We start from the raw sequence: 24,854 nt of genomic DNA on the forward strand, positions 1-24,854 counted from the left end.
ACACGGCCGGTAGTGGTGGCTTTGCCCGGCGACCGCCGGCGACCGTCAGCCCCTGCTGGTGCCGACCCGGCCTGCCCGGCACCAGCAGCATGGCGCACTCAGTACGACTTCGGCAGGCCCAGTGACTGGTGCGAGATGTAGTTGAGGATCATTTCGCGGCTGACCGGGGCGATGCGGGCCACCCGGGCGGCGGTGATCAGGGAGGCGAGGCCGTACTCCTGGGTGAGGCCGTTGCCGCCGAGGGTGTGGACGGCCTGGTCGACGGCGTGGACCGCGGCCTCGGCCGCCGCGTACTTGGCCATGTTGGCGGCCTCGCCCGCGCCCATGTCGTCGCCCGCGTCGTAGAGGTGGGCCGCCTTCTGCATCATCAACCGGGCGAGTTCCAGCTCGATATGGGCCTGGGCGAGGGGGTGGGCGAGGGCCTGGTGGGCGCCGATGGGCTCCTTCCAGACCTGGCGGGTACGGGCGTAGTCGAGGGCCCGGCCGAGGGCGTAGCGGCCCATTCCCAGGGCGAAGGCGGCGGTCATGATCCGCTCCGGGTTGAGCCCCGCGAAGAGCTGGAGGAGCCCGGCGTCCTCGTCGCCGACCAGCGCCTCGGCGGGCAGCCTGACCTCGTCCAGGGTCAGTTCGAACTGCTTTTCCGGGGCGGCGAGTTCCATCGCGATCGGGCTGCGGCCGAAGCCGGGGGTATCGCGCGGCACGATGAACAGGCAGGGCTTGAGGCGGCCGGTGCGGGCGTCCTCGGTGCGGCCGACGATCAGGGTCGCGTCGGCGATGTCGACGCCCGAGATGAAGACCTTGCGGCCGTTGAGGACCCAGTCCGTGCCGTCCTTGCGGGCGGTGGTCGTGATGCGGTGCGAGTTGGAGCCGGCGTCCGGCTCGGTGATGCCGAAGGCCATCTTGCGGGAGCCGTCGGCGAGGCCGGGCAGCCAGGTCCGCTTCTGCTCCTCGGTGCCGAACCGGGCGATGACCGTGCCGCAGATGGCGGGCGAGACGACCAGCATCAGCAGCGGACAGCCGGCCGCCCCCAGCTCCTCCAGTACGAGGGAGAGTTCGACGATGCCGCCGCCTCCCCCGCCGTACTCCTCGGGGAGGTTCACGCCGAGGTAGCCCAGCTTGGCGGCCTCCGCCCAGAGTTCGTCGGTGTGCGTGCCCTCGGCCACGACCCGGGTGACGTACTCGCGGCCGTAGCGCTTGCCGAGCGCGGCGACGGCGTCGCGCAGGGCGCGCTGTTCCTCGGTCTCGATCACAGGGTTGCTCATGGCAGTGCTCATGACGGCTCCTTGTGTGCGGTGGGTGAGGGGGGTGCGGGGGGGGTGCGGTGCGGTGGGTGAGGTGAGGCGGGTCAGCCCGTCTCTGCCGTCTCCGGCGTTTCGGCCGTCTCGGACTCCTCGGCCGTCTCGGCCACCACCGCCAGCAGCGCCCCCACCTCGACCTGTTGCCCGGTGCGGACGGGCAGTGCGGTGAGGGTGCCGGCGGCCGGGGCGGTGATCTTGTGTTCCATCTTCATCGCCTCCAGCCAGAGGAGGGGTTGGCCGGTTTCGACCCGGTCGCCCTCGGTGAGGCCTTCCGCGATCCGTACGACCGTGCCGGGCATCGGCGCCAGCAGCGAGCCGGGCTCCGTACGGGCCGTGGGGTCGGGGAAGCGGGGCAGGGCGGTGAAGGCGTAGGAGGCGGGCGCGGTGGCGGCCGTGCCGGGGGCGGGGGGCGCGTCGACGTGGACCCGGTCGCCGTAGCGGGCGACCGTGAACGGCCTTCGCAGGCCGTCGACTTCGAGCACCACCTCGTCCGGCCCCAGGGCGAGCAGCCGGACGCCGGGGAAGTCCTCGGCCGACAGCCCGTCGCGGCCGAGGCGGTAGCGGATCTCGTACGCGGTGCCGGGGGCGGTGCCGGTGGCGGTGGTGGTACCGGTGGTGCCGGTGCCCGCGCAGGCGTACGTCTTGACCTGCGGGCCGGAGGGGACGTTGCGGAAGCCCCCGAAGCGGGAGCGGCCGTGGGCGTCGGCGAGGGCCGCGGCGAGCGCGAAGAGGCCGGCCCCGGCGTCGGCGGGCTCGGTCAGCGCGGGGAGGTTGCGGTCGTAGAAGCCGGTGTCCAGCGCCGCGGGGTCGGTGAACTCCGGGTGGCGCAGGGAGCGTACGAGCAGGTCGCGGTTGGTGACCGGGCCGTGGATACGGGCCCGCTCCAGGGCGCCGGCGAGTTTCCGTACGGCCTCGTCCCGGGTGGGTGCCCAGGCGATGACCTTGGCGAGCATCGGGTCGTAGTGGACGCCGATGGTGTCGCCGTCGGTCACCCCGGAGTCCAGGCGGACGCCGTCGGGCAGCTCCAGGCGGTGCAGGGTGCCGGTCTGCGGCTGCCAGCCGGCCGCCGGGTCCTCCGCGTACAGCCGCGCCTCCACGGCGTGCCCGTGCGGGCACGGCGGTTCGTCGTCCAGGGGGCGGCCCTCGGCGATGCTCAGCTGGAGGGCGACGAGGTCGAGGCCGTGGACGGCCTCGGTGACCGGGTGTTCGACCTGGAGGCGGGTGTTCATCTCCAGGAAGTACGCGCGGCCGTCCGCGGAGACCAGGAACTCCACGGTGCCCGCGCCCCGGTAGCCGATGGCGCGGGCGGCCGCTTCCGCCGCCCGGTGGAGGGTGGTGCGCAGCTCGTCGGAGAGTGCGGGGGCCGGGGCCTCCTCGATGACCTTCTGGTGGCGGCGCTGGAGGGAGCAGTCGCGGGTGCCGAGCGTCCAGACGGTGCCGTGCGCGTCGGCGAGGATCTGCACCTCGACGTGGCGGCCGCCGACGACGTACGGCTCGACGAACACCTCGCCGTCCCCGAACGCGGATGCCGCCTCGGCCGCTGCCGCCTTCAACTCCCCTTCGAGTGCCGACAGTTCGGTGACCACGCGCATTCCGCGGCCGCCGCCGCCCGCCGCCGCCTTCACCAGCAGCGGCAGATCGGCGTCCGTGGCCCGTGCGGGGTCGATCGGGGCCAGCAGCGGCACCCCGGCCCCGGCCATCAGCTCCTTGGCCCGCGTCTTGGACGCCATGGCCTCGATGGCGGCGGGTGGCGGGCCGATCCAGGCCAGGCCCGCTTCGGTCACCGCAGCGGCGAAGGCGGCGTTCTCGGAGAGGAAGCCGTAGCCGGGGTGGACCGCGTCGGCGCCCGCGGACCGCGCGGCCCGCACCAGCAGATCGCCGCGCAGATAGGTGTCGGCCGGGGCGTCGCCCGGGAGCCGTACGGCGGTGTCCGCCTCGCGGACGTGCAGGGCGTCCGCGTCCGCGTCCGAGTGCACGGCGACGGTGGAGACGCCCAGCTCACGGCAGGTACGGAAGACCCGGCGAGCTATTTCGCCGCGGTTGGCGACAAGGAGGGAACGGATCACTTCTGCCTCACATCCGGAAGACGCCGAAGCCGCCCCGCGCGCCCTCGACCGGCGCGTTGTGGAGGGCGGACAGACACAGGCCGAGGACGGTCCGGGTGTCGCGCGGGTCGATGACACCGTCGTCGTAGAGCCGTCCCGACAGGAACATCGGCAGCGACTCCGACTCGATCTGCTGCTCGACCATGGCGCGCAGCCCGGCATCCGCCTCGTCGTCGTAGGGCTGCCCCTTGGCCGCGGCCGAGGCGCGGGCGACGATCGAGAGCACCCCGGCCAGCTGCTGCGGTCCCATGACGGCGGACTTGGCGCTCGGCCAGGCGAACAGGAACCGGGGGTCGAAGGCACGGCCGCACATGCCGTAGTGGCCGGCGCCGTACGAGGCGCCCATGAGGACGGACAGGTGCGGGACCTTCGAGTTCGACACCGCGTTGATCATCATCGCGCCGTGTTTGATGATGCCGCCCTGCTCGTACTCCTTGCCGACCATGTAGCCGGTGGTGTTGTGGAGGAAGAGGAGCGGGATGTCGCGCTGGTTGGCCAGCTGGATGAACTGGGCGGCCTTCTGGGACTCCGCGCTGAAGAGCACACCCTGGGCGTTGGCGAGGATGCCGACCGGGTAGCCGTGCAGCTCGGCCCAGCCGGTCGCCAGGCTCGGCCCGTAGAGCGGCTTGAACTCGTCGAAGTCCGAGCCGTCCACGATCCGGGCGATGACCTCGCGGGGGTCGAAGGGTGCCTTGAGGTCGCCGGGGACGATGCCCAGCAGCTCTTCCTCGTCGTACTTCGGCGCCACGGCCGGGCCCGGATCGGGCTGCGGCTTGCGCCAGTTGAGGCGGGCGACCACCCGGCGGGCCTGGCGCAGCGCGTCCGGCTCGTCCACCGCGAAGTAGTCCGCGAGGCCGGAGGTGCGGGCGTGCATCTCGGCGCCGCCCAGCGACTCGTCGTCGCTCTCCTCGCCGGTCGCCATCTTCACCAGCGGCGGCCCGCCGAGGAACACCTTCGCCCGCTCCTTGACCATGATCACGTGGTCGGACATGCCGGGGACGTAGGCGCCGCCGGCGGTGGAGTTGCCGAAGACCACGGCGACGGTGGGGATGCCGGCCGCCGACAGCCGGGTGAGGTCGCGGAACAGCGCCCCGCCCGGGATGAAGATCTCCTTCTGGCTGGGCAGATCGGCGCCGCCGGATTCGACCAGCGAGATCACCGGCAGCCGGTTGGCGAAGGCGATCTCGTTGGCCCGCAGCGCCTTCTTCAGCGACCAGGGGTTGCTGGCGCCGCCGCGCACCGTCGGGTCGTTGGCGGTGATCAGGCACTCCACACCGGCGACGGTGCCGATGCCGGTGACCAGCGAGGCACCGACCTGGTAGTCGCTGCCCCAGGCCGCGAGCGGCGACAGCTCCAGGAACGGAGTGTCGGGGTCGAGCAGCAGCTCGATCCGCTCCCGGGCGAGCAGCTTGCCGCGCCCCCGGTGCCGGGCGACGTACTTCTCCCCGCCGCCCGCGGTCGCCTTGGCGTGTTCGGCCCCGACCTCGGCGAGCTTCGCGAGCATCGTCTCCCGGCGCTCCGTGTACTCGGCGCCCGCCGTGTCGAGCCCGGTTGCGAGCACGGTCAAAACAACACCTCCGGTATCTCCATGTGTCGCGCGCGCAGCCACTCCCCCACGGCCTTGGCCTGCGGGTCGAACCGGGCTTGGGCCGCGACGCCCTCGCCGAGCAGCCCGTCGACGACGAAGTTGAGCGCGCGCAGATTCGGCAGTACGTGCCGGTCGACCGGCAGTTCGGCGGTCTCCGGCAGCAGCTCCCGGAACCGTTCGACGGTCAGCTCGTGCGCCAGCCAGCGCCAGGCCCGCTCCGTACGGGCCCACACCCCGACGTTCGCCGAGCCGCCCTTGTCGCCGCTGCGGGCACCGGCGACCAGGCCGAGGGGCCCGCGCCGGGTGGCCCCGGCGGGCAGCGGCTCGGGGAGCTCCGGGTCGGGGAGTCTTTCCAGTTCCCGGGTGGCGGATGTGGCGGATGTGGCGGATGCGGGCGCGGTGGCGGCCCGCGTGGCGGATGTGGCGGACGCGGGTGGGATGGCGGCCCGGGCGGGTGGGACGGCGACCCGGGTGCCGTCCGCCAGTACGGCCACCTGCGGCACATCGGCCGCGTCCACCGCCACCGCCTCGAAGACCCCGTACGGGGTGCCCCTGCCGGGTGGCGCGGTGACGTGGAAGCCGGGGTAGCTGGCCAGCGCCAGCTCGACCGCGGCGCCGCTGACCACCCGCCCCACGGCGTCCTGGTCGGCGTCCCGCACCACCAGCCGCAGCAGTGCGCTCGCCTCCTCCTGGACCTCCGCGTCCTCGTGGTCGGTGCGGGCCAGCGTCCAGCGCACCTCGGCCGGCCGGTTGCCCGCCGCGTCGAAGGCCGCCTCCATCTGCCGGCGGACCAGCACGGCCTTGGCCGTCACGTCCAGCCCGGTCAGGACGAAGGTGACCTCGTTGCGCCAGCCGCCGAGGCGGGTCAGCCCGGTCTTGAGGGTCGGCGGCGGCGCCTCGCCGCGCACCCCGCTGATCCGGACCCGGTCCGGCCCCTCGTCCGTCAGCCGCACGGTGTCCAGCCGCGCCGTCACATCGGGCCCGGCGTAGCGGGCACCGGAAGTCTCGTACAGCAGCTGGGCGGTGACCGTGCCGGTGGTGACCGCGCCGCCGGTCCCCGGGTGCTTGGTGATCACCGCGCTGCCGTCGGCGGCGATCTCGGCGAGCGGGAAGCCGGGCCGCAGCAGGTCATGGTCGCCGAAGAAGGAGTAGTTGCCGCCGGTGGCCTGGGCGCCGCATTCGAGGACGTGCCCGGCGGCCACCGCCCCGGCCAGCTGGTCCAGATCCCCGGGCCGCCAGCCGAAATGCGCCTGGGCCGCGCCGCTGACCAGCGCGGCATCGGTCACTCGCCCCGTCACCACCACATCCGCACCGGACCGCAGACACGCCGCGATCCCCCCGCCGCCCAGGTAGGCGTTGGCGGTCAGCACCCCTTCGCCCCACCCCCCGCGCGCCAGCAGATCATCGCCCTCCACATGCGCCACGCTCACGGACACCCCGACCTTGTCCGCCAACTCCCTTACGGCATCGGCTAGTCCGGCCGGGTTCAGCCCGCCCGCGTTGGCGACGATCCGCACCCCGCGCTCGACGGCCAGCCCGAGCCCGTCCTCCAACTGCCGCAGGAAGGTCTTGGCGTAGCCGCGCGCGGGGTCCTTCAGACGGTCCCGGCCGAGGATCAACATGGTGAGCTCGGCGAGATAGTCGCCGGTCAGGACGTCCAGGGGGCCACCGGTCAGCATCTCGCGCAGCGCCTCGAAGCGGTCGCCGTAGAAGCCGGAGGCGTTGCCGATACGGAGGATGGCGGGGTCGGCGCCGATCGGGCGTACGGGTGTCGGGGGCTGCGCGCGGCCCGCGTCGCCCACAGGGCGGCCGCCGGTCATGCGTCGCCGCCCTGCCCGGACGGCTCCCGGCCCTTGCCCGGCGGACCCGCGAAGGCCTGGGCGATCCCCAGCCACCGCTGCGCGTCCGCCCCTTCGGCCCGCAGGGACGGCAGGTCGGCACGGTGCGCCCGCTGGGTCACCAGCAGACAGAACTCCACCGCGTCCCCGGTCACCCGCTGCCCGGCGTCCGCAGGCCCGTACTCCCACACCGAGCCGTCCGGCCCCCGCAGCTCGACGCGGAACTCCTCGTCGGGCGGGGTGAGTTGATGCGTCGCATAGGCGAAGTCACGGGTCCGCACCCCGATCCGGGCGATATGCCGCAGCCGGGCGGTGGGGCGGCGGGTGACCCCCAGCGCGTCGGCCACGTCCTGGCCGTGCGCCCACGTCTCCATCAGCCGGGCGGTGGCCATCGAGGCGACGCTCATCGGCGGGCCGTACCAGGGCAGCTTCACGCCCGCCGGACGGTCGGCGAGAGCCCGCAGCAGTTCTTCGCGGCCGTCGCGCCAGCCGGCGAGCAACTCCGCGGGCGGCACCTTCGCCCCCGCCTCGGCAGCCTCGTCGACAAAGGTCAGCGGCGAGGCCAGCGCCTCCTGCGCGGCCCGTGCGAACCCCTCCGGGTCGGTGGCCGAGAGCAGGGCCTGCCGGTCGGTCCAGGCGAGATGGGCGATCTGATGGGCGACGGTCCACCCCTCGGCGGGCGTCGGAACCGACCAGCGCTCGGCCGGCAGCCCGGCGACCAGCGCGTCCAACTCCTCGCTCTCCGCCCTGAGATCGGCCAGTACGGCGCCGGGATCGGACACGCGACACTCCCCTCATCGACGCGACTGCCGTAACAGCAGGGCGTGTTGACATACGACGACGGCCGCGGCACAGGGCGACGGCCCGTCGGTGGTGCGGGTGTGGTGCGGGTGCGGTGCGCTCCGAGCGTGGCAGCGCTGACAGAAACAATCAAGCACGCCTGCATGATTTTCTGATCCAGCGATGCCTTCGAGACATGGTTGCGGCGTGAGGCGTGAGGCGTGAGACGTGACGCAGGAGGCGTGAGCCAGGAGACAGCGGACATGGCGGGGCGAGGCCGACGTCTACGAGGCGGTCACCCCGAGCGGGGGTTGATCCCGTAGGGACAATCCGTTGGCGGCAAACCAGTGGTCCGCCGACGCCGCCGAGTGCCCCCTACTACTCAGGAGCGCGGCGATGTGCGAGGACACCGGGGTCGATGTCGATCGGGAAGGGACGATCGACGGCGGTCGTCTCCGCGGCCTGAACGAGGCGGTCGAGGTAGCCGCCGTTCTCCAGCTCGCCGAGGTAGAGGCGCGGTCCGGGCTCCAGCTCCAAGCGCCAGTAGTGGGCGATCCCCGCCGCGGCGTAGAGAGCCGGCTTCATTTTGCGGTCGGTGACCCGGGTGGACGGCGAGGCGATTTCCACGACGAGGAGCACGTCGTGCGCGGGCACGGTGAGGCCGGCGTCGGCGGCGGCATCAGCGTCACAGACGGCGATGTCGGGGATCAGCAGCCCGTCGGGCACGACGAGGTTGATGGCCTCAAGGATCTCCACGGGGGCACCCGCGGCGTCGGCAGCCGCTTCCAGGAGGGCGGCCAGGCGGCGGGAGGCCCGCTGGTGGGGAACGCCTGGGCTGGGGCTCATCACCAGGCTGCCTCCGACGAGCTCGATACGGGAACGGGTGTCCTCGGGCAGGGCCAGGACATCGTCACGGGTCCAGGGACCCTGGTGGTCGGCGGCTGCAACGCTCATTCCTCTCACCTCCTTGGCTAAGGCCAGTGTGGCCCGGCTGAGGGGCGGATGTCGCCCCCGCAGGCAGGCGGGAGGCGTCAGGTCTTGCACCTGTCCTTGGTGCAGGTGCCCCTGAACTCTGCCGGTCCGACGGTTTCGTTCCGAGGCTTTTGAGGCCCGGCCGGGGAGTCGGCGGCGCAGCGGAACGCCAGGGTCACCGCCGTAAGCCTTCGTACCGAGGGGAGGGGAGCAGGCACCGCCGCTCACACCAGATCAGGGAGTCACACGGCGCACGGCCCTGCTCAGCGCGACCCCGTCCCCCGCGCTCTGCGCGACCCCACTCCCCCGCTCAATGCGCCCCCGCCCCCGCGCTCCGTACCGCCCCCACACTCGCGACCACGACCAGCCCGATCGCCAGCACCTCGGCCCAGCCCAGCGCCTGGTGCAGGACGAGGAACCCGGCGGTGGCCGCGGCGGCCGGCTCCAGGCTCATCATCACGGCGAAGCCGGAGGCCGGGAGCTTGCGCAGGGCGAGGAGTTCCAGGGTGTAGGGCATCACGGACGACATCAGGGCGACGGCGGCGCCCAGCCCCAGCGTGACCGGGTTCAGCAGGGCGGTACCCGCACTGACGATGCCGAACGGCAGACTGAGCAGCGCCGCGACGGTCATCGCCAGCGCCAGCCCGTCCGCCTGCGGGAAGCGCTGTCCCGTACGGGCGGACAGCAGGATGTAGGCGGCCCACAGACCGCCGGCCGCCAGCGCGAACGCCGCGCCGGTGAGGTTGAGTCCGTCCAGACCCTCACGTCCCAGCAGCACTACACCGCCGAGAGCCAGCGCCGCCCACACCAGGCTGAGCAGCCGGCGCGAGGTGGCCACCGACAGGATCAGCGGCCCGAGGAACTCCAGGGTGACCGCGGCCCCCAGCGGGATGCGGTCGATCGCCTGGTAGAAGAGCGAGTTCATTCCGGCCAGTGCGACGCCGAAGGCGAGCACCGTGGCCCAGTCGCCCCGCGAGTGACCGCGCACCTTGGGGCGGCAGACGACCAGCAGCACCAGCGAGGCGACGACCAGCCGCAGGGTGACCACGCCCAGCGCACCGGCCCGCGGGAAGAGCAGCACCGCCACCGACGAGCCGAACTGCAGCGAGACGATCCCGCCGATGACCAGCGCCACCGACACGAGCCGCCCGCGCGCACCCGACGCCCCGGCGGTACCGGCGGTACCGGCCTGGGCCTCCGCCGTCAGCACCTCGGGCGAGGGCGGCACGGGGTGCGGGATCCCCCCGTCGTCACCGGCGGAGACGGTGTGGACGGGAGCGGCGGGGAGACGACCATCAGGGCTCTCGGACGATGCGTTCACGCCACCACGCTACGGGGCCTTCTTCCGGTCCGTGAAATGCCTTTTCCCCTGTTGTTATGCTCCCCACGCATGAGCATCGAGCTGCGTCATTTCCGCTGCTTTCTCGCCATCGCCGACACCCTGAGCATTACCCGTGCCGCCGAGCGCCTGCACCTGACCCAGCCGGCCGTCTCCCGCACCCTGCGCCAGCTGGAACAGGAGCTGGGCCTCCGCCTCGTCGACCGCACCACCCACCACCTCGCGCTCACCCCCGACGGCCTCTCCTTCCGCGACCAGGCCGCGATCGCGGTGACCGCCTTCGACCGGGCCCTCGGCCAGGCACCGCACACCGCCTGGCCGCTGCGCCTGGGCCACGCCTGGTCGGCCGCCGGTACGGACACCACCGCACTGCTGCGCCGCTGGCACGAGGAGCACCCGGCGACCCCGCTCGAACTCCTCCGCATCGACGACCGCACGGCCGGTCTCGCCCGCGGCGACGTGGACGCAGCCCTGCTGCGCGGCGAGGTCCGCGCCCCCGGCCTGATCACCGACCAGCTCACCACCGAGCCCAGGGTCGCCGGCCTCCCCGCCGACGACCCACTGGCCCACCGCACCGCCCTCTCCCTCACCGAGCTGACGGACCGCACCATCGCCCTCAACACCGTCTCCGGCACCACCACCCTCGACCTGTGGCCCGCACCGGCCCGCCCCGCCTCGACCATCACCATCGGCAACACCGACGACTGGCTGGCCGCCATCACCGGCGGCCGGGCCGTGGGCGTCACCACCTCCGCCACCGCCGACATGCACCCCCACCCCGCCATGGCCTACGTTCCCCTGACCGACGCCCCACCCGTCCCCGTGGTCATCGCCTGGCGCGACGGCCCGGGGCATCCGCGGATTCCGGACCTGGTCAGGCTGGCCCACGAGGTCATCGGGAGGACGGCGGGCGGAGAGGCACGGCGTACCGGCACCGGCACCGGCGCCTCCACCCACACCGGCACCCCCTCCGAGGCCGGCACCGACGCCGGCTGAGGAGACACCGACCGCTACGGCCCGCATCCCGTGGGATGCACCTACCGCCTTCGCTCCATAAGCTCGTATGAGGAACGCTCACGGCGGGCGGCGAGGCCCACCCGACGCCACACCGGGTGCCGGGGCCGGTGCCGAGCGACGCGTCGCTCCTGATGCCCAAGCGAGTTCGTCACCATGCTCGTACTCGTGCTCGTGCTCGTGCTCGTACTTGTGCTGCCCTCACGTGGAGCCCTTCATGACCACACCGCGGGACCTGTTGTTCATCGCCATGGACATGGAATCCAGTCGCACTCTGGAGCGCGGCAACCTGTCGCTCGCGCTCGCGGGAGCCGAGCTGATCGACCTCCTGGAGGCGCAGGCCGTCAGCCTGGACGGCGACCGCATCGTGCCGGGCTACCGTCCGGCCGTGGCCGATCGCCTCATGGACGAGGCCGCATCGTCACTCGACCAACAACCGCCGTACGAGTCCGTCGACGACTGGCTGTGGCGCAGAGGCCGCGGTCTGTCCACGGCCTACCTGGCCGCCCTTGAGGCGGAAGGGCAGCTCACCCGCAGGCCCCGCCGCCGCTGGATGCCCTTCCGGACCGGCCAGATGACGCTGGCCGAGTCGCCCGCACGCCGCGGGGCGGCGACCCGCTTGGCCTCGGGTGAGCCCGTCCTCGCCGGCCTCGCGGCACCTCTCGGGATCCGCGGCGACCGGGCGGGTGAGCCTCCAGACGTGGCCGACGACGCGGTGGAGACCGTGCTCGCCGCCGTCAATGACGCGGTGCACGAGCTGGAATTCGAACGTCAACGCCGAGCCATCGACGAAGAGGCCTTCAGCAACATCTGGCGAGGACCGGGCGGATGACGACAACCGCACGACCAATCTCACAATGCCCGCCGGCACGCAGAGTTGTGGCTGGAGGACGCAGACAGCATCGCCCTGCATCGGTGCCGTAGACGGCGGACTCCCGGAGCGAACCGTCCACCGACGGCACCGCCGGGCTTCTGCCGTCAGTTTTCGGGGAGCCGCGGCGGCGCGGGTTTCAGTCCGTCCAGGGTGAGGTCGAGGAGGCGTTCGGCTTGCTCTCGCTGCTCGGGCTTGGCCGAGGTGAGGGCGATGCCGGCGAGGGCGGCGAACATGTCGGTCGGACTGATGTCGGACCGGATCGTTCCGGCAGCGGTACCAGCTTCCATGAGGGAAGAAAGGGCTGCCTGAATCAGCTCGTGACTGCCGGCGTAGGGGTTGGTTCCCGAGGCGACGACGGCTCGCAGAGCGTCGGCCATGCCGAATTTCGCGGTGGCGTAGTCGATGAAGCGGCGAGTCCACGCACGCAGGGCCTCGGGGGGCGGCATGGCCGCGAGGAGGCCGGGGACGGCGTCGCACAGCCGGGCCACTTCATTGCGGTACGCCGCCTCGATCAAGGCCTCCCGGGTCGGGAAGTTGCGGTAGAGGGTGCCGGTTCCCACGCCCGCTTCTTGGGCGATGCGCTCGAAGTGCGCGTCGAGTCCCTGCTCGGTGAACACACGCACCGCGGCGGCCAGGATCTTGTCCCGGTTGCGCTGTGCGTCAGCCCGCAGTGGACGTCCTGCATCTCGGGCCATCAGCGCTCTCTCCTCATCACCATTTGCTAAGTGGAGGCGACGCCACTTAGCCTGACTGAAGTGGCGGCGCCTCCACTTTCACTGTAGGGCATGGGCATCTTCTGCCCGCATTCCTCCACCGGAAGGACTGTCCATCGTGTCGGGAATCGAAGGCAAGGTCGTCGTGATCACGGGCGCCAGCAGCGGCATCGGCGAGGCGACCGCGCTCCTGCTCGCCGAGCGCGGCGCGAAAGTCGTCCTCGGGGCACGCCGTCCGGAGCGTCTTGAGGCCCTGGCCGCCCGCATCGAAAAGGCCGGCGGTGAAGCCGCCTGGGCCCGCACGGACGTGACGCGGCGCGAGGACCTTTCCGGCCTCGTCAAGCTGGCACGCGATCGATACGGCAAGCTCGACGTCCTCGTCAGCAATGCCGGGATCGGTCTGATCTCCCGCCTGGATGACCTGCGCGTCGAGGACTGGGAGGAGATGATCGATGTCAACCTCAAAGGGGTCCTGTACGGGATCGCCGCAGCCCTTCCCGTCTTCCGGGAGCAGGGCTTCGGGCACTTCGTCAACACCGTGTCCACCGCTGGACTGCGCATCGTGCCGCTCCAGTCGGTGTACGCCGGCACGAAGAACGCCGTGCGCACCATCTCCGAGGGCCTGCGGCAAGAGGCCGGCGACAGCCTGCGCGTGACCGTCGTCTCACCCGGCGCCGTCCGTACGGACTTCGCAGAGCGCATGGATCCGGCCGTGAAGCCCCAGATCGACAAGCTGATGGAGATCGGCCTCTCGCCGGAGGCGGTGGCCCGCGCCATCGCCTTCGCCATCGAGCAGCCGGACGGTGTCGATGTGGGTGACATCGTCGTTCGCCCCACCGCCCAGGGATAGGCCTGCGGGGCTGCCGCAGGACGCCGCGATGTCGGATCGCGAGCGAGCGATCTTCTGGCGCGGCCCGGGCGGCTGACGACGACCGCACGAACGCCGCGCCATCGCCCCCTGCCCTCTCCCGCCCCTCCCCCGACTACCGCCCAGGGCACCCATAATCCGGACGCACCGGATGCGGACTGCACGCGATCAGGTTGAGCGAGAGAAAACGGCCGCCGGTCACCCACCACCCGCCGACCCGGTCCTCACCGGCCGCCAGCGCCCGCACGGTCTCCTCGTGCGACAAGCCCTCCGGGTACGAGCCGACGAAAAGACCTGCGTACTGGGAGAGTTGATCGGCATACCAATCGGCCCCCTCCTTCGGTTCATCGAACGTCGCCTCGATCCGAGAGGCCGGCTTCAGCAGCCAGTCCGCACACTCCAGCGGCATCACCTGGGCGGAACGGAACTCCGGGTGGCCGGGGCGCCGGTGAGCGTCGCCCGGCTTCACGAGCACATCGCCGCTGCCGAGCCAGACATAGGCGTGGTGGTGGGGTCCGGGCATCTCACTCCTTGCTGCGAGCGCCTTACTTGCGCTGGTCTTACTTCCGCTGGTCCTACTTGCACTGGTCTTGCCTGCACTGGTCTTGCCTGCACTGGTCTTGCCTGCACTGGTCCGAACGGGCGGCCCACGCCCCGGTTACGGGATGAGAGCCGCCCGCTCCACGGGGGCTACTGGCGGCCGCAGCCCTCGCCGTCGCCGCAGCCTCCGTTGGGGTTGCCGCCCTGGTTGTCGTCCTCGTCGCCGCCGTACTTGACCGGATCGAGGCGGTATCGCATGGTGCTCTCCTCGGGTGCAAAGTCGCCGCGCGGTCGGTCCGCGCGCCGTCGTGCCCTTGCGAGGGCCCCTCGTGGGCCCACCCGCTCCGGCCGTGTCCTGCCAGGGAATGGCGGCCGGGGCGGGAGTTTTCACAGCTGTCCGCTCCCGTTTACGGCTCCGTCCGGTGCGTCATCCGGTGCCGGACGATCAGGACGTTGAAGTCGGTCACCCTGCTGAGATCCCGCGCCGCTTCGGCCTGCTTCCAACCGCGTTCAAGCTCCCGGCACTCGCCGCACTCCTGCGTCGCGGCGGGCGTGGTCGGAGATCCGGGAGTACACATGCGGATGCCTCCATCAGGCGTCGTGGAGACCGAACGCGGCTTCCGCATCCGGCCAAGGGGCAAGGCTGCGTCGGATGAAGACGCTAGAGATTTCGCCCACGCCTGGCCATCAATGTGCATGAGTGTGCATACAGTCACTCCTACAGGTGAGTTGGCTACTTTTCAGCCTTGACCGGACGCGCGCAGCTCGCAATGGTGATGCACATCAGCGCACAGCTGGGAGCGGAGGACGGTAATGGCCTTACAGTTCATCGGCATTGACCCCGATACGGGGACGAACGGCTCACCCACAGCTTGGGTCGACCTGGCGAACGCCGACATCGTGCTTCAGAGCTACATCGCTGACGACGAGACACGAGCCCAGTGCGTGGAGAATTCCGCGCCGGGACACACCAAGGGAGTTCCCGCGCACGAGACGGTGATCCGCATCCCCGTACGCCTCGTGCCCACACTGAGGGAGGCATGCGATGCCGCAGAACGAGCCCAGCTTTAAGGACCTCATGGAAGGCGCGCAGCACTCCGCCGTGCATCTTGAGATGCGGGATGTCTACGGGGTGGGCGATGAGGCCGACGACTTCAACCACTGGAAAGCCACCGGTTTGCGCGATGCCGATCCCGGCTCGGCCTACTGGGCACCCTGGGTCGATCTGATCTCGCGAGCCACCGCGCGCGGCGTCACCGTACGCCGAGCCCGCATCGTGTCCGAGCCCGTCACCGACTACATCCGCTACGAGCACGCCGGGGCGAGCGTCAACGTGCACGCCGGCGAGCTGGTCCGTTGGCTGCCTCGTCGGCGTGCCGTCGACCTGATGCTGCCCGGCTGCGATCTGTGGATCTTCGACGGGGAGTCGGTTCTGTTCAACCACTTCAGCGGCGTTGGAGATTGGGCCGAGCCGCCGATGGAACTCCGCACCGAGCCTGGAGTCGTCAAGCAGTGCAGTGACGCCTTCGAGACAGTGTGGGACCGAGCCATCCCTCACGACGACTACGCGATTCACTAACCTGCAGAGCACTGCACAACCGTCGTTGGAGGGCGTGAAGGTGCCAAGCTTTAGCGAACTCATGGAGTCCGCGCACCGCTCCGCCGTATTCCTGCAAATGCGGGATTACTACAACGTGAGCGGAGAGACGGAAGACTTCGCTACCTGGCAGCGCACAGGCCGGCGAGAGATCGACCCCGACTCGGAATACTGGAAGTCCTGGGTCGAAGTGGTATCTCAGGCCGTCGCGCGCGGCGTTGCGATCCGGAGAGCGCGCATCGTATCCGAACCGGTATCTGACTCCATTCGGTATATGCACGCCGGGGTCATCGTCAACGTTAATGCCGGCGAGCAGGTTCGGTGGCTTCCTCGCCGCCGCGCCTCCGACATTGCCCTGCCAGGCAACGACTTCTGGCTCTTCGACGACCACCTGATCCGCTGGAACCACTTCGGTGGGGATGGTGATGTGACGGCCCACGAGGAGTCCAACGACGCAGCAACCATCAAACTCTGCGCCGACGCATTCGAAGCGGTGTGGGCAAGAGCCATCCCGCACAACCAATACGAGATCAGCTAAAGGAAGCACCGGACAAGCCAGCTCATGCCCACATCCCCCTCCTCCTCAGCCCAAGCCGCGCGCCAAACGGTCTCGCGAAAGCTACGCGATCTCCGGAAGGAATCAGGGCTAACGGTCACCGAGCTGGCTGACCGGTGTGGCTGGCACCACTCCAAGACCTCCCGCATTGAAAACGCCAAGACGCCCCCCTCGCCGACGGACATTCGGCTGTGGTGTCGCACCTGTGACGCCGTCGACCAGGCTCCGGACCTCATAGCGGCATCCAGACATGCCGAGTCCTTGTACACAGAGTGGCGACACCGGGTGCGCACCGGACTTCGCCAGTTGCAGGACAGCTACGTACAGCTCTTCCGGTCGACAGCCCTGTTCCGTGTGTACTCTCCGACACTGGTACCCGGACTGCTACAGACAGAGGGGTATGCACGGGCCGTACTCAGCACAAACGCCCGTCTTCTCGAGGTTCCCGATGATGCCGACGAGGCGGCGGCAGCGCGCTTGGAACGCTCGCAGATCATCCACGAGCCGGGGCATCACTTCGTGCTGCTGATCGAAGAGGCCGTCCTCTACTACCAACTTGGAGTTCCTGACGCGATGGCCGCTCAGCTGGGCTACCTGCTCACTGCCGGCGCGCTGCCGTCTGTTTCGCTCGGCGTCATACCCATGGCAACAAGTGAACGAGTCTTGTGGCCACAGGAGTTGTTCAGTGTTTACGACGACACCCTTGTATCGGTCGAGCTGATGTCTGCACAGGTGAACATCACCCAGCCCTCCGAAATCGCCCTCTACCTCAAGGCGTTCGAGCAGCTACGCAGCATGGCCGTATATGGCGCGGAGGCGCGAGCGCTCATTTTGAAGGCGCTTGAGGTACTGCGCTGAGGCCTCGATCGATGGCAAGTGCCCCGGCCAAGAGCTTGGTCCGGGGCACTTGCATCGTTTGCACGTGCTCGTGCCCGCCAGGGGCTGCACGACAGCCTCAGCGGGCCGCCGAGTCGTCCGTCCTGAGCGTTTCCATGAACGAGGCCCAAGCCCCTGCGCCCACGATGAGGCAAGGGCCGGCGGGGTCCTTGCTGTCGCGTAAGGCTGTGGCCTGCGGGACGTTGCGGGCCACTTCCACGCATTCGCCCTGCGAACCGCTGTAGCTGGACTTGTAATACCTGAATGTGGTCACCGGTTCTCCTTCAGCAAGCCGGCAGACCGTACACGGAGGTCTTCATGAGACAGTGCGCTTCCGCCAACTTGAAGCCCCAGAGCTGGGAAACGTGGCCTCAGGCAGCCGCTGCGTCGTCGCCCTGCAACGTCGATATGAACGAGGCCCACGCGTGCGTCCCGAAGGTGAGGCAAGGGCCGGCTGGGTGCTTGCTGTCACGTACAGGTATGACGCCGGGGAAGCCGTCGGCGATTTCGACGCAGTCGCCACCCGTGCCGCTGTAGCTGCTCTTGCGCCAAGTGGCGGTCTCAGGGGTCAGGTTGATCATCCTTGTTGCCTCTCTCAGTCCTGGTTGCTACAGGTCCTGTCGCACCTGGGCGATCAAGTCGAGGCTGTCCCCCGGGCTCAAGGCGATTGACCTGAGCGAGTCAAAGATGAGCGGATATTCCGCCGTCTCTTCCCGGGTTTCCATGTACAGAGTCCCAGTGCGGTGCTCGATGCACACAACGTCGGAGTACGTGGGGTTGGGGAACCCGAACAGCACGAACGAACCGGACAGTCCCGCGTGCGCTCCCGCCCGGTCCGGAATGACTTGCACCTCAACGGAGGGGTGCTCAGCCATGCTCTCCAGATGCTCCAACTGCTTGCGCATCGCCTGGCGGCCTCCCACCTGGAGTCGCAGGGCCGCCTCGGTCTCGATCACGCACATGCGAGGCGGATCAGCGCGCTCCCACACTTCCTGCCGCTTTATGCGTGACTCCACCAACGCCTCGACCTCTTCATTCCCAAGCGTCGACGGCGGGGCGGAGAGCACGGCCCTCGCGTAATCGGGGGTCTGCAGCAGTCCGGCAATGAGGTTGCTCTGGTACGACCGGATGTAGTCCGCCGACTTCTCGTAGTCGATGAAGTCCGTGAACGACGGACGCGCGAGTCCCGCACGCTGCACCCAGCCAGGCTCCCGGCTCCGCTGCGCGAGCGACACCAAGTCGTCAACCACAGCTGGTTCATCCACCTCGTAGAACCTCAGCAGGTCGCGCAGCTCGCCGAGCGAGATCCCAAGGCGCGCGTTCTCGATCTTGTTGATCTTTGTTCGGTGACATCCGATGCGCTCGGCCGCTTCCTGCGGGGACTTACCTGCCCGCTCACGGAACTCGACCAGCTTCGCAGCGACACGTCGCCGTCGAACAGTCGGACGTGCTCCGGCCATGAAGTACCCCCTCTGAACGGGTTCGTTGGCTGAACTCTAGCCACCAATAAAGATCTTGGCACTAGTGCCAATTGCTCACTTGCCAATTTAGCGATCGCCCAGCACTCTAGAGACCACGGTCACTGAGGGTGCCAACCCTGTCAGCAAGCAGTGATCTTGACGCTCCGTCATGCGCTCCAAGGGGATAGCTATGTCCGCACGCGCCCGACCAGCAGCAACACGACTCACAGCCGCCCTGGCGACTGCCGCGGCGCACCTGTTACCTGCGGGCGACCGGAGCGCCGCCCGGGCCCGGGCCTTGCTCCGCCGGCAGCTTCGGGTCTGGCGTATCAGTGGCGAACTGGCCGATTCTGCGGAGCTGTTGCTCTCCGAGCTGGTCACGAATGCCGTGCGGGCACAGGTACAGACGCAGGGGCCCGCCGCCGCGGAGGTCGGGGTCCGGTTCGTGTGGGCGAGCGGGCGCCTCCGGCTGGAGGTGCGGGATGCGAGCAACGAACTGCCCGTGATGAACGATGCCGAGGAGGACGACGAATCTGGGCGTGGGTTGGTGCTGGTGGACGCCTTGGCAAGTGGTTGGGGCGTCGACCGGGACGGCATCGGAGAGACCGTGTGGGTCGAGTTGACGGAGTCAGCCGATGCGGCCGGGGCGGAGGCAGGCGACACCTCGGCACGGCATCCGGGACCGGCACTGACACCAGCACCGGCACCGGCACCGGCACCGCTCAGCCGCTGACGGCCGCGCGGCTGCCCGTGGCCTACCGGGTGGAGGCTACGGCCCGCTATCCGGGCGGTCGCTCGATCGACCTCGGCGGCTGGACCTCGTGCTCGCCTGGTCGGGCGCTGGGGTGGATCCGGACGCGGGCGGAGCATGTGGCGCAGCAGTTAGGCGCGCCGTACGACGGTGTGGTGCATGCGTGGCTGGAGGATGCGGTCGGATACCGGTGGGCGCGGGAGGGCCTGGCTGCCGGAATCCCGTTCGCACTCAGGGCAGTTGATGCGGAGGGGTGTACCTACGCGCTGACGGCGCACATCGAGCCGGCCCACGACCTCGACGCCCAGAGTGCCCGTGCCGCAGCCTCCCTTCGGGCGCCGTACGTCCAGGAGGCAGCGTGACGCCCGGGACCGCGTCGGATCTCCTCACGCCCGGCTTCTGGTGTGAGCGGTTCGTGTACACCTCCGTACACGCGGATCGTCTGGCTTCCTGGTCGGCTCTCGCCACGCGCAGCCCCGTACGCACCGTCCGGCTGATGGGCGCGGATGCGCGGGAGGTGGCCGCCGGTCTCCCCGGGGACGAACGGCAGTGGGTGCTGGGCGAGTTGGGCGGGCCGGGGCAGGTAGGGGCCATGGGCGCACTCCAGCGGGGCGAGCCGTGCGGGCTTGCGCTCGCGTGCGGCGGGGCGTGGGTGGAATGGTCGGCCAGTCCGGTCCTCTTTCTGGCCCTCGTCGACGGGCCGCCGGGAATGCCTTGTTCGTGTCGAGACAGTGAGGCGGTGGGGTTCGGGGTGCCCCTGGCGTCGGCGGACGGCTTCCCGTAGGGGGCGGGGCCAACACGCCCTGGCTGGGTCAGGGTCAGGGTCAGGGCCGCGCGTCGGGGTCGTTCGCGCGGGTGGCGATGCCGTCGAGGAGGGAGTCGAGGCCGAAGTCGAAGAGTTGCTGGGAGGTGTGGTCCTGGGCCTCCAGGACGCGGCGGGCGAACTGGGGGTGGTGGCCGGCGGCGATGACCTCCTGGACGTAAGTGCCGACGCTCCTCCGCCACTGTTCCTCGGTCTGGCCGGTGCGGCGCTGCGCCTCCTGTTCGGCGAGTTCGCGGGAGACCGAGCCGAAGACGTACTGCATGACGACATCGACGGCGTTCGAGGCCAGTGAGATGTCGTCGGTCAGGGCGGAGGCTGCACCCAGGGCGGTCTCTACCTGGCGCAGCATGTTGGGACCGAACGCCGGGCGGGTGGACATCACCCCGCTCAGCCAGGGGTGCCGCAGCAGGACGGCGCGGTGCCGGCAGGCGGCCGCCCGCAGGTCGGCACGCCAGTCACCGGAGAGCGGCGGCGGCACATCCTCGCCCTGGGCCGCGTCGATCATCAACTCCAGCAGCTCGTCCCGGCTCGCCACATAGCGGTAGAGCGAGGTGGTGCCGGAGCCGAGCGCGGTGGCGACCCGCCGCATGGACAGCGCTTCCAGGCCCTCGGCGTCCGCGAGTGTCAGTGAGACCTCGACGATCCGACCGATCGTCATCGCCGGTCGCCTGGGGGCCCGCGGCTCCCGGCTCCAGACCAGCTCAGGGCCGTTTCTCTCGTCTGCCATGGTGCTCATCCTAACCTTGTGGCTACAGTGTGCCCATTGACGGGAACACTGTTCCCACTCGGGGAGGGGATGACGGTGACGGAAGTACGGGCAGATGACGCGACGATGGATGCGCGGGCCGAAGTGCTCATCAGTGGTGGGGGTTCGGTCGGGCTGAGTGCCGCTGTGTTCCTGGCGCATCACGGCGTCCGGGTGCATCTGGTCGAGCGGGAGGACGGCCTCCGGGTGCACCCGCGTGCCACCGGACTGGGCGGGCGTACCGTGGAACTGTTGCGCGAGGTCCAACTGGCCGATGAGGTGGACGCGGTGGCGGTCGACGGTTCGGCCGGCAGCCTGGGCAAGATCAGCGCGGAGACCCTGGCAGCGGCCGGCCTGCCGTCCAGGCCACCCGGCCCGGCCCGGAACCTGGCCACCGCGGACATGCCCTGGACTCCCGGAACGCTGCGCGGTACGTGCCCGCAGAACCGCCTCGACGCCGTCCTGCTGCCGGCCGCCCGGGAGCGCGGCGCGGTCGTCGAATTCGGTGTCGCCCTGGAATCCTTCACCCAGGACGGCACGGGGGTCAGGGCGCGGCTCTCCGACGGCCGGACGGTCACCGCCGATTACCTCATTGCCGCGGACGGCGCCCGCAGTGCGGTTCGGCAAGCGCTCGGTATCGCCACCTCCGGCCCCGGAGACCTGGGCGAGCCGAACGCCAACATCCTCTTCCGCGCCGACCTCGAACCGCTGCTGGGCGGGCGGTCGTTCGGCCTCTGCGACATCACTCACCCCGAGGCCACCGGCATGCTCGTCACCATCGACGGGTCCAAGGAGTGGGTCTTCCACACCTCCCGCTCCCAGGAGCCCACCCCTGAGCTGATCCGGACCGCCCTGGGCGCCCCCGGCCTCGACGTCGAGATCGTCAGCACTCTGCACTGGCGGATGCGCGGCCTGCTCGCCGACCGCTTCCGCGACGGCCGGGTGTTCCTGATCGGCGACGCCGCGCATGTCGTGCCGCCGCTCGGCGCCTTCGGGCTGAACACCGGGGTCGCCGACGCCCACAATCTGGCGTGGAAACTGGCTCTGATGCTCCGCGGCACGGCCGGCGCCGCACTGCTCGACAGCTATGACGCCGAACGCCGTCCGGTGGCCAGGCTCGCCCTGGACCAGGCGGTGCTGCGGCTGTCCGACCCCGCGCTGCACTGGGGGTACGGGCCGGCGGCGGCTCGCGCGCGGGCCGCCGCCGGGGTGGTCAACGCGCCCGTCGTACACGCCGGTTACCGCTACGCCTCGGCCGCGGTCATCGACCCTGAGCCGGAGCTGCCCTCCACCGAGGACATCGCCCTCGACCTGGACGGCTCCCCCGGCTCGCGGCTGCCGCACCACTGGATCAGCGAAGGGCTCTCAACCCTCGACCTGATCCGCTCCCGGTTCACTCTGTTGACCGGCCCCGGGGACACGGCCTGGGACGAGGCCGCCGGGCGGCTCGGGCTGCCCGTGCACAGCGTCGCCATGCCGGAGATCCCGGCGGGTGGTGCCTTCCTCGTGCGCCCCGACGGCTTCATCGGCTGGCGGGCCGGGGAGAGCGCGCCCGAACGGCTCGGGACCGTCCTGGAACGGCTGTTGGGCAAGGGGCAGGATGCCTGAATAGGGCTCATCCAGGCCTGCAACCAGGCCTGCAACCAGGCCTGCATACGGGCCTCCACCTGGGCCTTCATACGGGCCTTCATCCATGCCTCCCTCCGGAGCCGTCAGGGATGCCACTACGGGGCGGCCCCGGGAAGCCCCTGAGAAGGGCCGGGGCCGTGTCTCGTCCACGTGAACGAGGAAGCGACGGCGGGCGGGGACGACCATGGAACCGGCCGTCCGCGCGGCATGAGCCCGCCATCGCAAGGCCCGTTGCGGGCCGGCCGTGCGCCCGGCCGTAGGCAGCCCTGCGTAGGCAGCCTCCCGTAGGCAGCCCTGTACCCGGATCAGAGAGGATCAGCATGAACACCCCGATACCGCACGCCGCCGAGCCGGCCGGCGGAGACTTACGCCATCTGCTCCTCCGGCGGGCGCTGCACAGAGCCACGCTGCTCGTCGGCGGCTATGCCCTACTCAGCGCGCTCACGCTTGTCGCCATCATCCTGCAGCGCCACCGCCCCGACCTGGTGACCGACGCCGTGTGGGTGCGCGCTTCCATCGTCGTCGTAACCTCCCTGCTCATGGTCTCGTTCGCGGTGCGGACCGGCCGTGGCCACAGCCGGTCCTATCTGCGGCTGCGGTTGGCGTCCGGCATCATGCTGGTGGCCATCGCGGTCATCGTTGCGCTCCCCGGCGCCTTCCCGGTGTGGCTGAGGGCTGAACAGGGCGTGTGCGGAGTGCTCTTGCTCGGTGTCGTCGTGATCGTGAACGGCAGGCGGGTGCGGTCGGCGTTCGCCGCCCGGTAGCGCGAGCCCACGCCACGCTTCACTACGCCGCCCCCACGACACCGCCCTCACCACACCGCCCTCACAACACCTCTTTCCGTTGCGCAGTTCCGGCGCCTCGCGGCGAGCGGGCCTTCGCGCTATGCCGTGCTCACGAACAAACGGTGCCGTCGGCCGGGACCTTGCCGTCCAGCAGATGCCTGTTCACAGCCTTGGTGGCGCACTGATTGACGCCATACATGCCATGGCCCTCGCCCTTGACCGTGAGCAGCTTCCCCACTCCCTTCCCGAGCTTCTCGGCCATCTTCCGGGCGCCCGCGACGGGAGTCGCCGGGTCGCCCGCGTTGCCTATGACGACGATGGGGGCGGCGCCGGGTGCCGAGACCTCCGGGGTGTCGGCCTTGCCGGTGACCGGCCAGCCGGTGCAGCCCAGCAAGCCCGTGGCGGTCAGCTCACCGAAGACCGGGGACGCCTTGCGGAACTCCGGCAGTCTGGCCTGCACTTCCTTGGGAGTGGCGCGCCGCTTGGTGTCGGCGCAGTTGATCGCGGTGCTGGCGGACTCCGTGTTGCTGTAGTGCCCCTTGTCGTCCCGGCTCAGGTAGCTGTCGGCCAGCTTCAGGAGGTTGTCGCCGCTGCCCTGCTCCGCGTCGGAGAGCGAGACCGACAGGGCAGGCCAGGCATCCTTGGAGTAGAGCGTCGCGGCGATGCCCAGGACCGTCTGCTCCTTGGTGAGCTTGCGGCCGCTCTTGGTCGGCAGCGGCTGCTTGCCGGTCTTCGCCAGGAGCTGGGCGATCCGCCGGCGTCCGTCCTCGGGGCTCCGGTACGGGCAGGTGCCGGGGGTCTTGACGCAGTGGGCGAGGTAGTTGTCCAGCGCCAGCTGGAAGCCCTTCGCCTGGCCCAGGGACTCCTGCACGGCATCCTGGGTCGGGTCCACGACGGCGTCCAGGACGGTGCGGCCCACATGCTTCGGGAACAAGTGGGCATAGACGCCGCCCAGTTTTGTCCCGTAGGAGATGCCGAAGTAGTGGAGCTTGGCATCGCCCAGTACCTGGCGCATGAGATCCATGTCGCGGGCGGCGCTCTCGGTGCCGACGTGCGGCAGCACCTTCCCGGATTTCTTCGCGCAGGCTGCCGCGGTCTGCTTGTTCTGCTCGGCCGTCCCGGCCAGATCAGGGGTCTCACCGCGCTGCTCGTCGAGCTCCTTGTCGCTCAGGCAGGTCACCCCCGCGCTGTTGCCGACGCCGCGCGGGTCGAAGCTGACCAGGTCGTATTGCGAGTGCAGGGACCGGGCGGCCTGGGGGTAGCCCGGCAGGGTGGCCACGCCGGACGCTCCCGGCCCGCCGAAGTTGAAGACCAGCGAGCCGATCCGCTTGCCGTCGCCCTTGGCCTTGGCCTTGGCGCGAATCATCGCGAGGTCGATGGTGTCGCCGGCGGGCTTGGCGTAGTCCAGGGGCGCCTTCAGGTTCGCGCACTCCCATGCCGTGCCGTCCGGCAGCTTGCCGGGCGCCGCGCCACCACCCTGGGCGGTGGACGGCGCCTGGCAGGGCTGCCAGTTGAGCTTCTGGGAAGTGAGGGAGGCGGGGAGTACGGCGGCCGAGGGGGCGGACCCTGTGTGGCCGGCGTCGCCCTTGTCGGGGCTGCAGGCGGTGGCGCCGAGCGTGAGCAGGAGGGAGGTCGAGAGCAGCGAGATGGTGCGAAGAGCGAGAAATCTGGGCATGACGGTCTTCCTGTGGGTGAGTGAAGTG

General features: G+C 70.3%; 26 protein-coding genes. 11 read left to right on the forward strand and 15 right to left on the reverse strand.

Annotation, left to right across the window (positions count from 1 at the left end; genetic code table 11):
* Positions 1–98: 98 nt before the first annotated feature.
* From D9V36_RS17810 to D9V36_RS17840, 7 genes are all read right to left on the reverse strand, one after another.
* The gene (locus D9V36_RS17810) at positions 99–1,262 is read right to left on the reverse strand and encodes an acyl-CoA dehydrogenase family protein (RefSeq protein WP_431357755.1); all 1,164 of its coding nucleotides are present in this window, start codon (positions 1,260–1,262) and stop codon (positions 99–101) included.
* Between the two features lie 83 nt (positions 1,263–1,345).
* Positions 1,346–3,364, reverse strand: a complete 2,019-nt coding sequence (locus D9V36_RS17815) for an acetyl/propionyl/methylcrotonyl-CoA carboxylase subunit alpha (RefSeq protein ID WP_129294658.1) — start codon at positions 3,362–3,364, stop codon at positions 1,346–1,348.
* Between the two features lie 7 nt (positions 3,365–3,371).
* Entirely contained in the window at positions 3,372–4,970 is a 1,599-nt protein-coding gene (locus tag D9V36_RS17820) for an acyl-CoA carboxylase subunit beta (protein ID WP_129294659.1), read from the reverse strand.
* Entirely contained in the window at positions 4,967–6,811 is a 1,845-nt protein-coding gene (locus tag D9V36_RS17825; RefSeq protein WP_241720914.1) for an acyclic terpene utilization AtuA family protein, read from the reverse strand. Before D9V36_RS17825 ends, D9V36_RS17820 begins: the two co-directional genes overlap by 4 nt.
* A complete protein-coding gene (locus D9V36_RS17830; RefSeq protein ID WP_129294660.1) occupies positions 6,808–7,611 on the reverse strand; it encodes a TIGR03084 family metal-binding protein in 804 nt (267 codons plus the stop codon). The genes D9V36_RS17825 and D9V36_RS17830 overlap by 4 nt, the downstream gene beginning before the upstream one ends.
* A 376-nt stretch (positions 7,612–7,987) precedes the next feature.
* The gene (locus tag D9V36_RS17835; protein WP_129294661.1) at positions 7,988–8,563 is read right to left on the reverse strand and encodes a Uma2 family endonuclease; all 576 of its coding nucleotides are present in this window, start codon (positions 8,561–8,563) and stop codon (positions 7,988–7,990) included.
* A 328-nt stretch (positions 8,564–8,891) separates the two neighbouring features.
* On the reverse strand, positions 8,892–9,791 hold the full coding sequence (locus D9V36_RS17840) for an EamA family transporter (protein ID WP_241721324.1): 900 nt from the start codon (positions 9,789–9,791) through the stop codon (positions 8,892–8,894).
* A gap of 180 nt (positions 9,792–9,971) precedes the next feature.
* Between D9V36_RS17840 and D9V36_RS17845 the strand changes: the two genes are divergently transcribed.
* Entirely contained in the window at positions 9,972–10,916 is a 945-nt protein-coding gene (locus D9V36_RS17845) for a LysR family transcriptional regulator (RefSeq protein ID WP_241720915.1), read from the forward strand.
* 235 nt (positions 10,917–11,151) lie between these two features.
* Complete coding sequence (locus D9V36_RS17850) at positions 11,152–11,766, forward strand: GOLPH3/VPS74 family protein (protein WP_129294662.1); 615 nt, start codon at positions 11,152–11,154, stop codon at positions 11,764–11,766.
* Positions 11,767–11,912: 146 nt separating this feature from the next.
* Here D9V36_RS17850 and D9V36_RS17855 read toward each other — a convergent pair whose 3' ends face one another.
* Complete coding sequence (locus D9V36_RS17855) at positions 11,913–12,503, reverse strand: TetR/AcrR family transcriptional regulator (RefSeq protein ID WP_129294663.1); 591 nt, start codon at positions 12,501–12,503, stop codon at positions 11,913–11,915.
* A 136-nt stretch (positions 12,504–12,639) separates the two neighbouring features.
* Between D9V36_RS17855 and D9V36_RS17860 the strand changes: the two genes are divergently transcribed.
* The gene (locus D9V36_RS17860; RefSeq protein ID WP_129294664.1) at positions 12,640–13,371 is read left to right on the forward strand and encodes an SDR family oxidoreductase; all 732 of its coding nucleotides are present in this window, start codon (positions 12,640–12,642) and stop codon (positions 13,369–13,371) included.
* Between the two features lie 133 nt (positions 13,372–13,504).
* Here D9V36_RS17860 and D9V36_RS17865 read toward each other — a convergent pair whose 3' ends face one another.
* Together D9V36_RS17865 and D9V36_RS40955 are read right to left on the reverse strand one after the other, a co-directional pair.
* The gene (locus D9V36_RS17865; RefSeq protein ID WP_129294665.1) at positions 13,505–13,912 is read right to left on the reverse strand and encodes a hypothetical protein; all 408 of its coding nucleotides are present in this window, start codon (positions 13,910–13,912) and stop codon (positions 13,505–13,507) included.
* Between the two features lie 424 nt (positions 13,913–14,336).
* Positions 14,337–14,507 (reverse strand): hypothetical protein, encoded by a 171-nt coding sequence (locus D9V36_RS40955; protein ID WP_164992970.1) that lies wholly within the window; start codon positions 14,505–14,507, stop codon positions 14,337–14,339.
* Positions 14,508–14,974: 467 nt separating this feature from the next.
* Here D9V36_RS40955 and D9V36_RS17875 point away from each other — a divergent pair, with 467 nt between their 5' ends.
* Genes D9V36_RS17875 through D9V36_RS17885 form a run of 3 tightly spaced genes read left to right on the forward strand, consistent with a single transcriptional unit; the run spans position 14,975 to position 16,940 of the window.
* A complete protein-coding gene (locus D9V36_RS17875; RefSeq protein ID WP_129294667.1) occupies positions 14,975–15,508 on the forward strand; it encodes a DUF6879 family protein in 534 nt (177 codons plus the stop codon).
* A 34-nt stretch (positions 15,509–15,542) separates the two neighbouring features.
* Positions 15,543–16,064 carry a DUF6879 family protein gene (locus tag D9V36_RS17880; protein WP_347239715.1) on the forward strand — a complete coding sequence of 174 codons (522 nt, stop codon included), beginning with the start codon at positions 15,543–15,545 and terminating at the stop codon, positions 16,062–16,064.
* Between the two features lie 24 nt (positions 16,065–16,088).
* A complete protein-coding gene (locus tag D9V36_RS17885) occupies positions 16,089–16,940 on the forward strand; it encodes a helix-turn-helix domain-containing protein (RefSeq protein WP_129294668.1) in 852 nt (283 codons plus the stop codon).
* 97 nt (positions 16,941–17,037) lie between these two features.
* On the opposite strand, the gene D9V36_RS17890 is transcribed toward D9V36_RS17885, so the two are convergent.
* The 3 genes from D9V36_RS17890 to D9V36_RS17900 form a co-directional block, all read right to left on the reverse strand.
* Positions 17,038–17,232: a DUF397 domain-containing protein gene (locus D9V36_RS17890; protein WP_129294669.1), complete on the reverse strand. Its 195-nt coding sequence runs from the start codon at positions 17,230–17,232 to the stop codon at positions 17,038–17,040.
* A gap of 97 nt (positions 17,233–17,329) precedes the next feature.
* Positions 17,330–17,539 (reverse strand): DUF397 domain-containing protein, encoded by a 210-nt coding sequence (locus tag D9V36_RS17895; RefSeq protein WP_129294670.1) that lies wholly within the window; start codon positions 17,537–17,539, stop codon positions 17,330–17,332.
* A 27-nt stretch (positions 17,540–17,566) separates the two neighbouring features.
* Entirely contained in the window at positions 17,567–18,418 is an 852-nt protein-coding gene (locus tag D9V36_RS17900; protein ID WP_129294671.1) for a helix-turn-helix domain-containing protein, read from the reverse strand.
* Between the two features lie 190 nt (positions 18,419–18,608).
* Between D9V36_RS17900 and D9V36_RS17905 the strand changes: the two genes are divergently transcribed.
* From D9V36_RS17905 to D9V36_RS17915, 3 genes are all read left to right on the forward strand, one after another.
* The gene (locus tag D9V36_RS17905) at positions 18,609–19,151 is read left to right on the forward strand and encodes an ATP-binding protein (protein WP_241720916.1); all 543 of its coding nucleotides are present in this window, start codon (positions 18,609–18,611) and stop codon (positions 19,149–19,151) included.
* Positions 19,152–19,288: 137 nt separating this feature from the next.
* Positions 19,289–19,531, forward strand: coding sequence for a hypothetical protein (locus tag D9V36_RS17910; protein WP_164992850.1), 243 nt, complete (start codon positions 19,289–19,291; stop codon positions 19,529–19,531).
* Positions 19,528–19,953, forward strand: a complete 426-nt coding sequence (locus tag D9V36_RS17915) for a hypothetical protein (protein ID WP_129294674.1) — start codon at positions 19,528–19,530, stop codon at positions 19,951–19,953. Before D9V36_RS17910 ends, D9V36_RS17915 begins: the two co-directional genes overlap by 4 nt.
* 40 nt (positions 19,954–19,993) lie before the next feature.
* On the opposite strand, the gene D9V36_RS17920 is transcribed toward D9V36_RS17915, so the two are convergent.
* The gene (locus D9V36_RS17920) at positions 19,994–20,719 is read right to left on the reverse strand and encodes a TetR/AcrR family transcriptional regulator (protein WP_129294675.1); all 726 of its coding nucleotides are present in this window, start codon (positions 20,717–20,719) and stop codon (positions 19,994–19,996) included.
* Positions 20,720–20,788: 69 nt separating this feature from the next.
* Between D9V36_RS17920 and D9V36_RS17925 the strand changes: the two genes are divergently transcribed.
* The gene (locus tag D9V36_RS17925) at positions 20,789–22,345 is read left to right on the forward strand and encodes an FAD-dependent monooxygenase (protein ID WP_241720917.1); all 1,557 of its coding nucleotides are present in this window, start codon (positions 20,789–20,791) and stop codon (positions 22,343–22,345) included.
* Between the two features lie 341 nt (positions 22,346–22,686).
* Positions 22,687–23,130, forward strand: a complete 444-nt coding sequence (locus tag D9V36_RS17930) for a hypothetical protein (RefSeq protein WP_129294676.1) — start codon at positions 22,687–22,689, stop codon at positions 23,128–23,130.
* A gap of 130 nt (positions 23,131–23,260) precedes the next feature.
* Here D9V36_RS17930 and D9V36_RS17935 read toward each other — a convergent pair whose 3' ends face one another.
* Positions 23,261–24,826 carry an alpha/beta hydrolase gene (locus D9V36_RS17935; RefSeq protein ID WP_129294677.1) on the reverse strand — a complete coding sequence of 522 codons (1,566 nt, stop codon included), beginning with the start codon at positions 24,824–24,826 and terminating at the stop codon, positions 23,261–23,263.
* Between the last annotated feature and the right edge of the window lie 28 nt (positions 24,827–24,854).

It is taken from the genome of Streptomyces lydicus (assembly GCF_004125265.1).
Classification (GTDB): Bacteria; Actinomycetota; Actinomycetes; order Streptomycetales; family Streptomycetaceae; genus Streptomyces; species Streptomyces lydicus_C.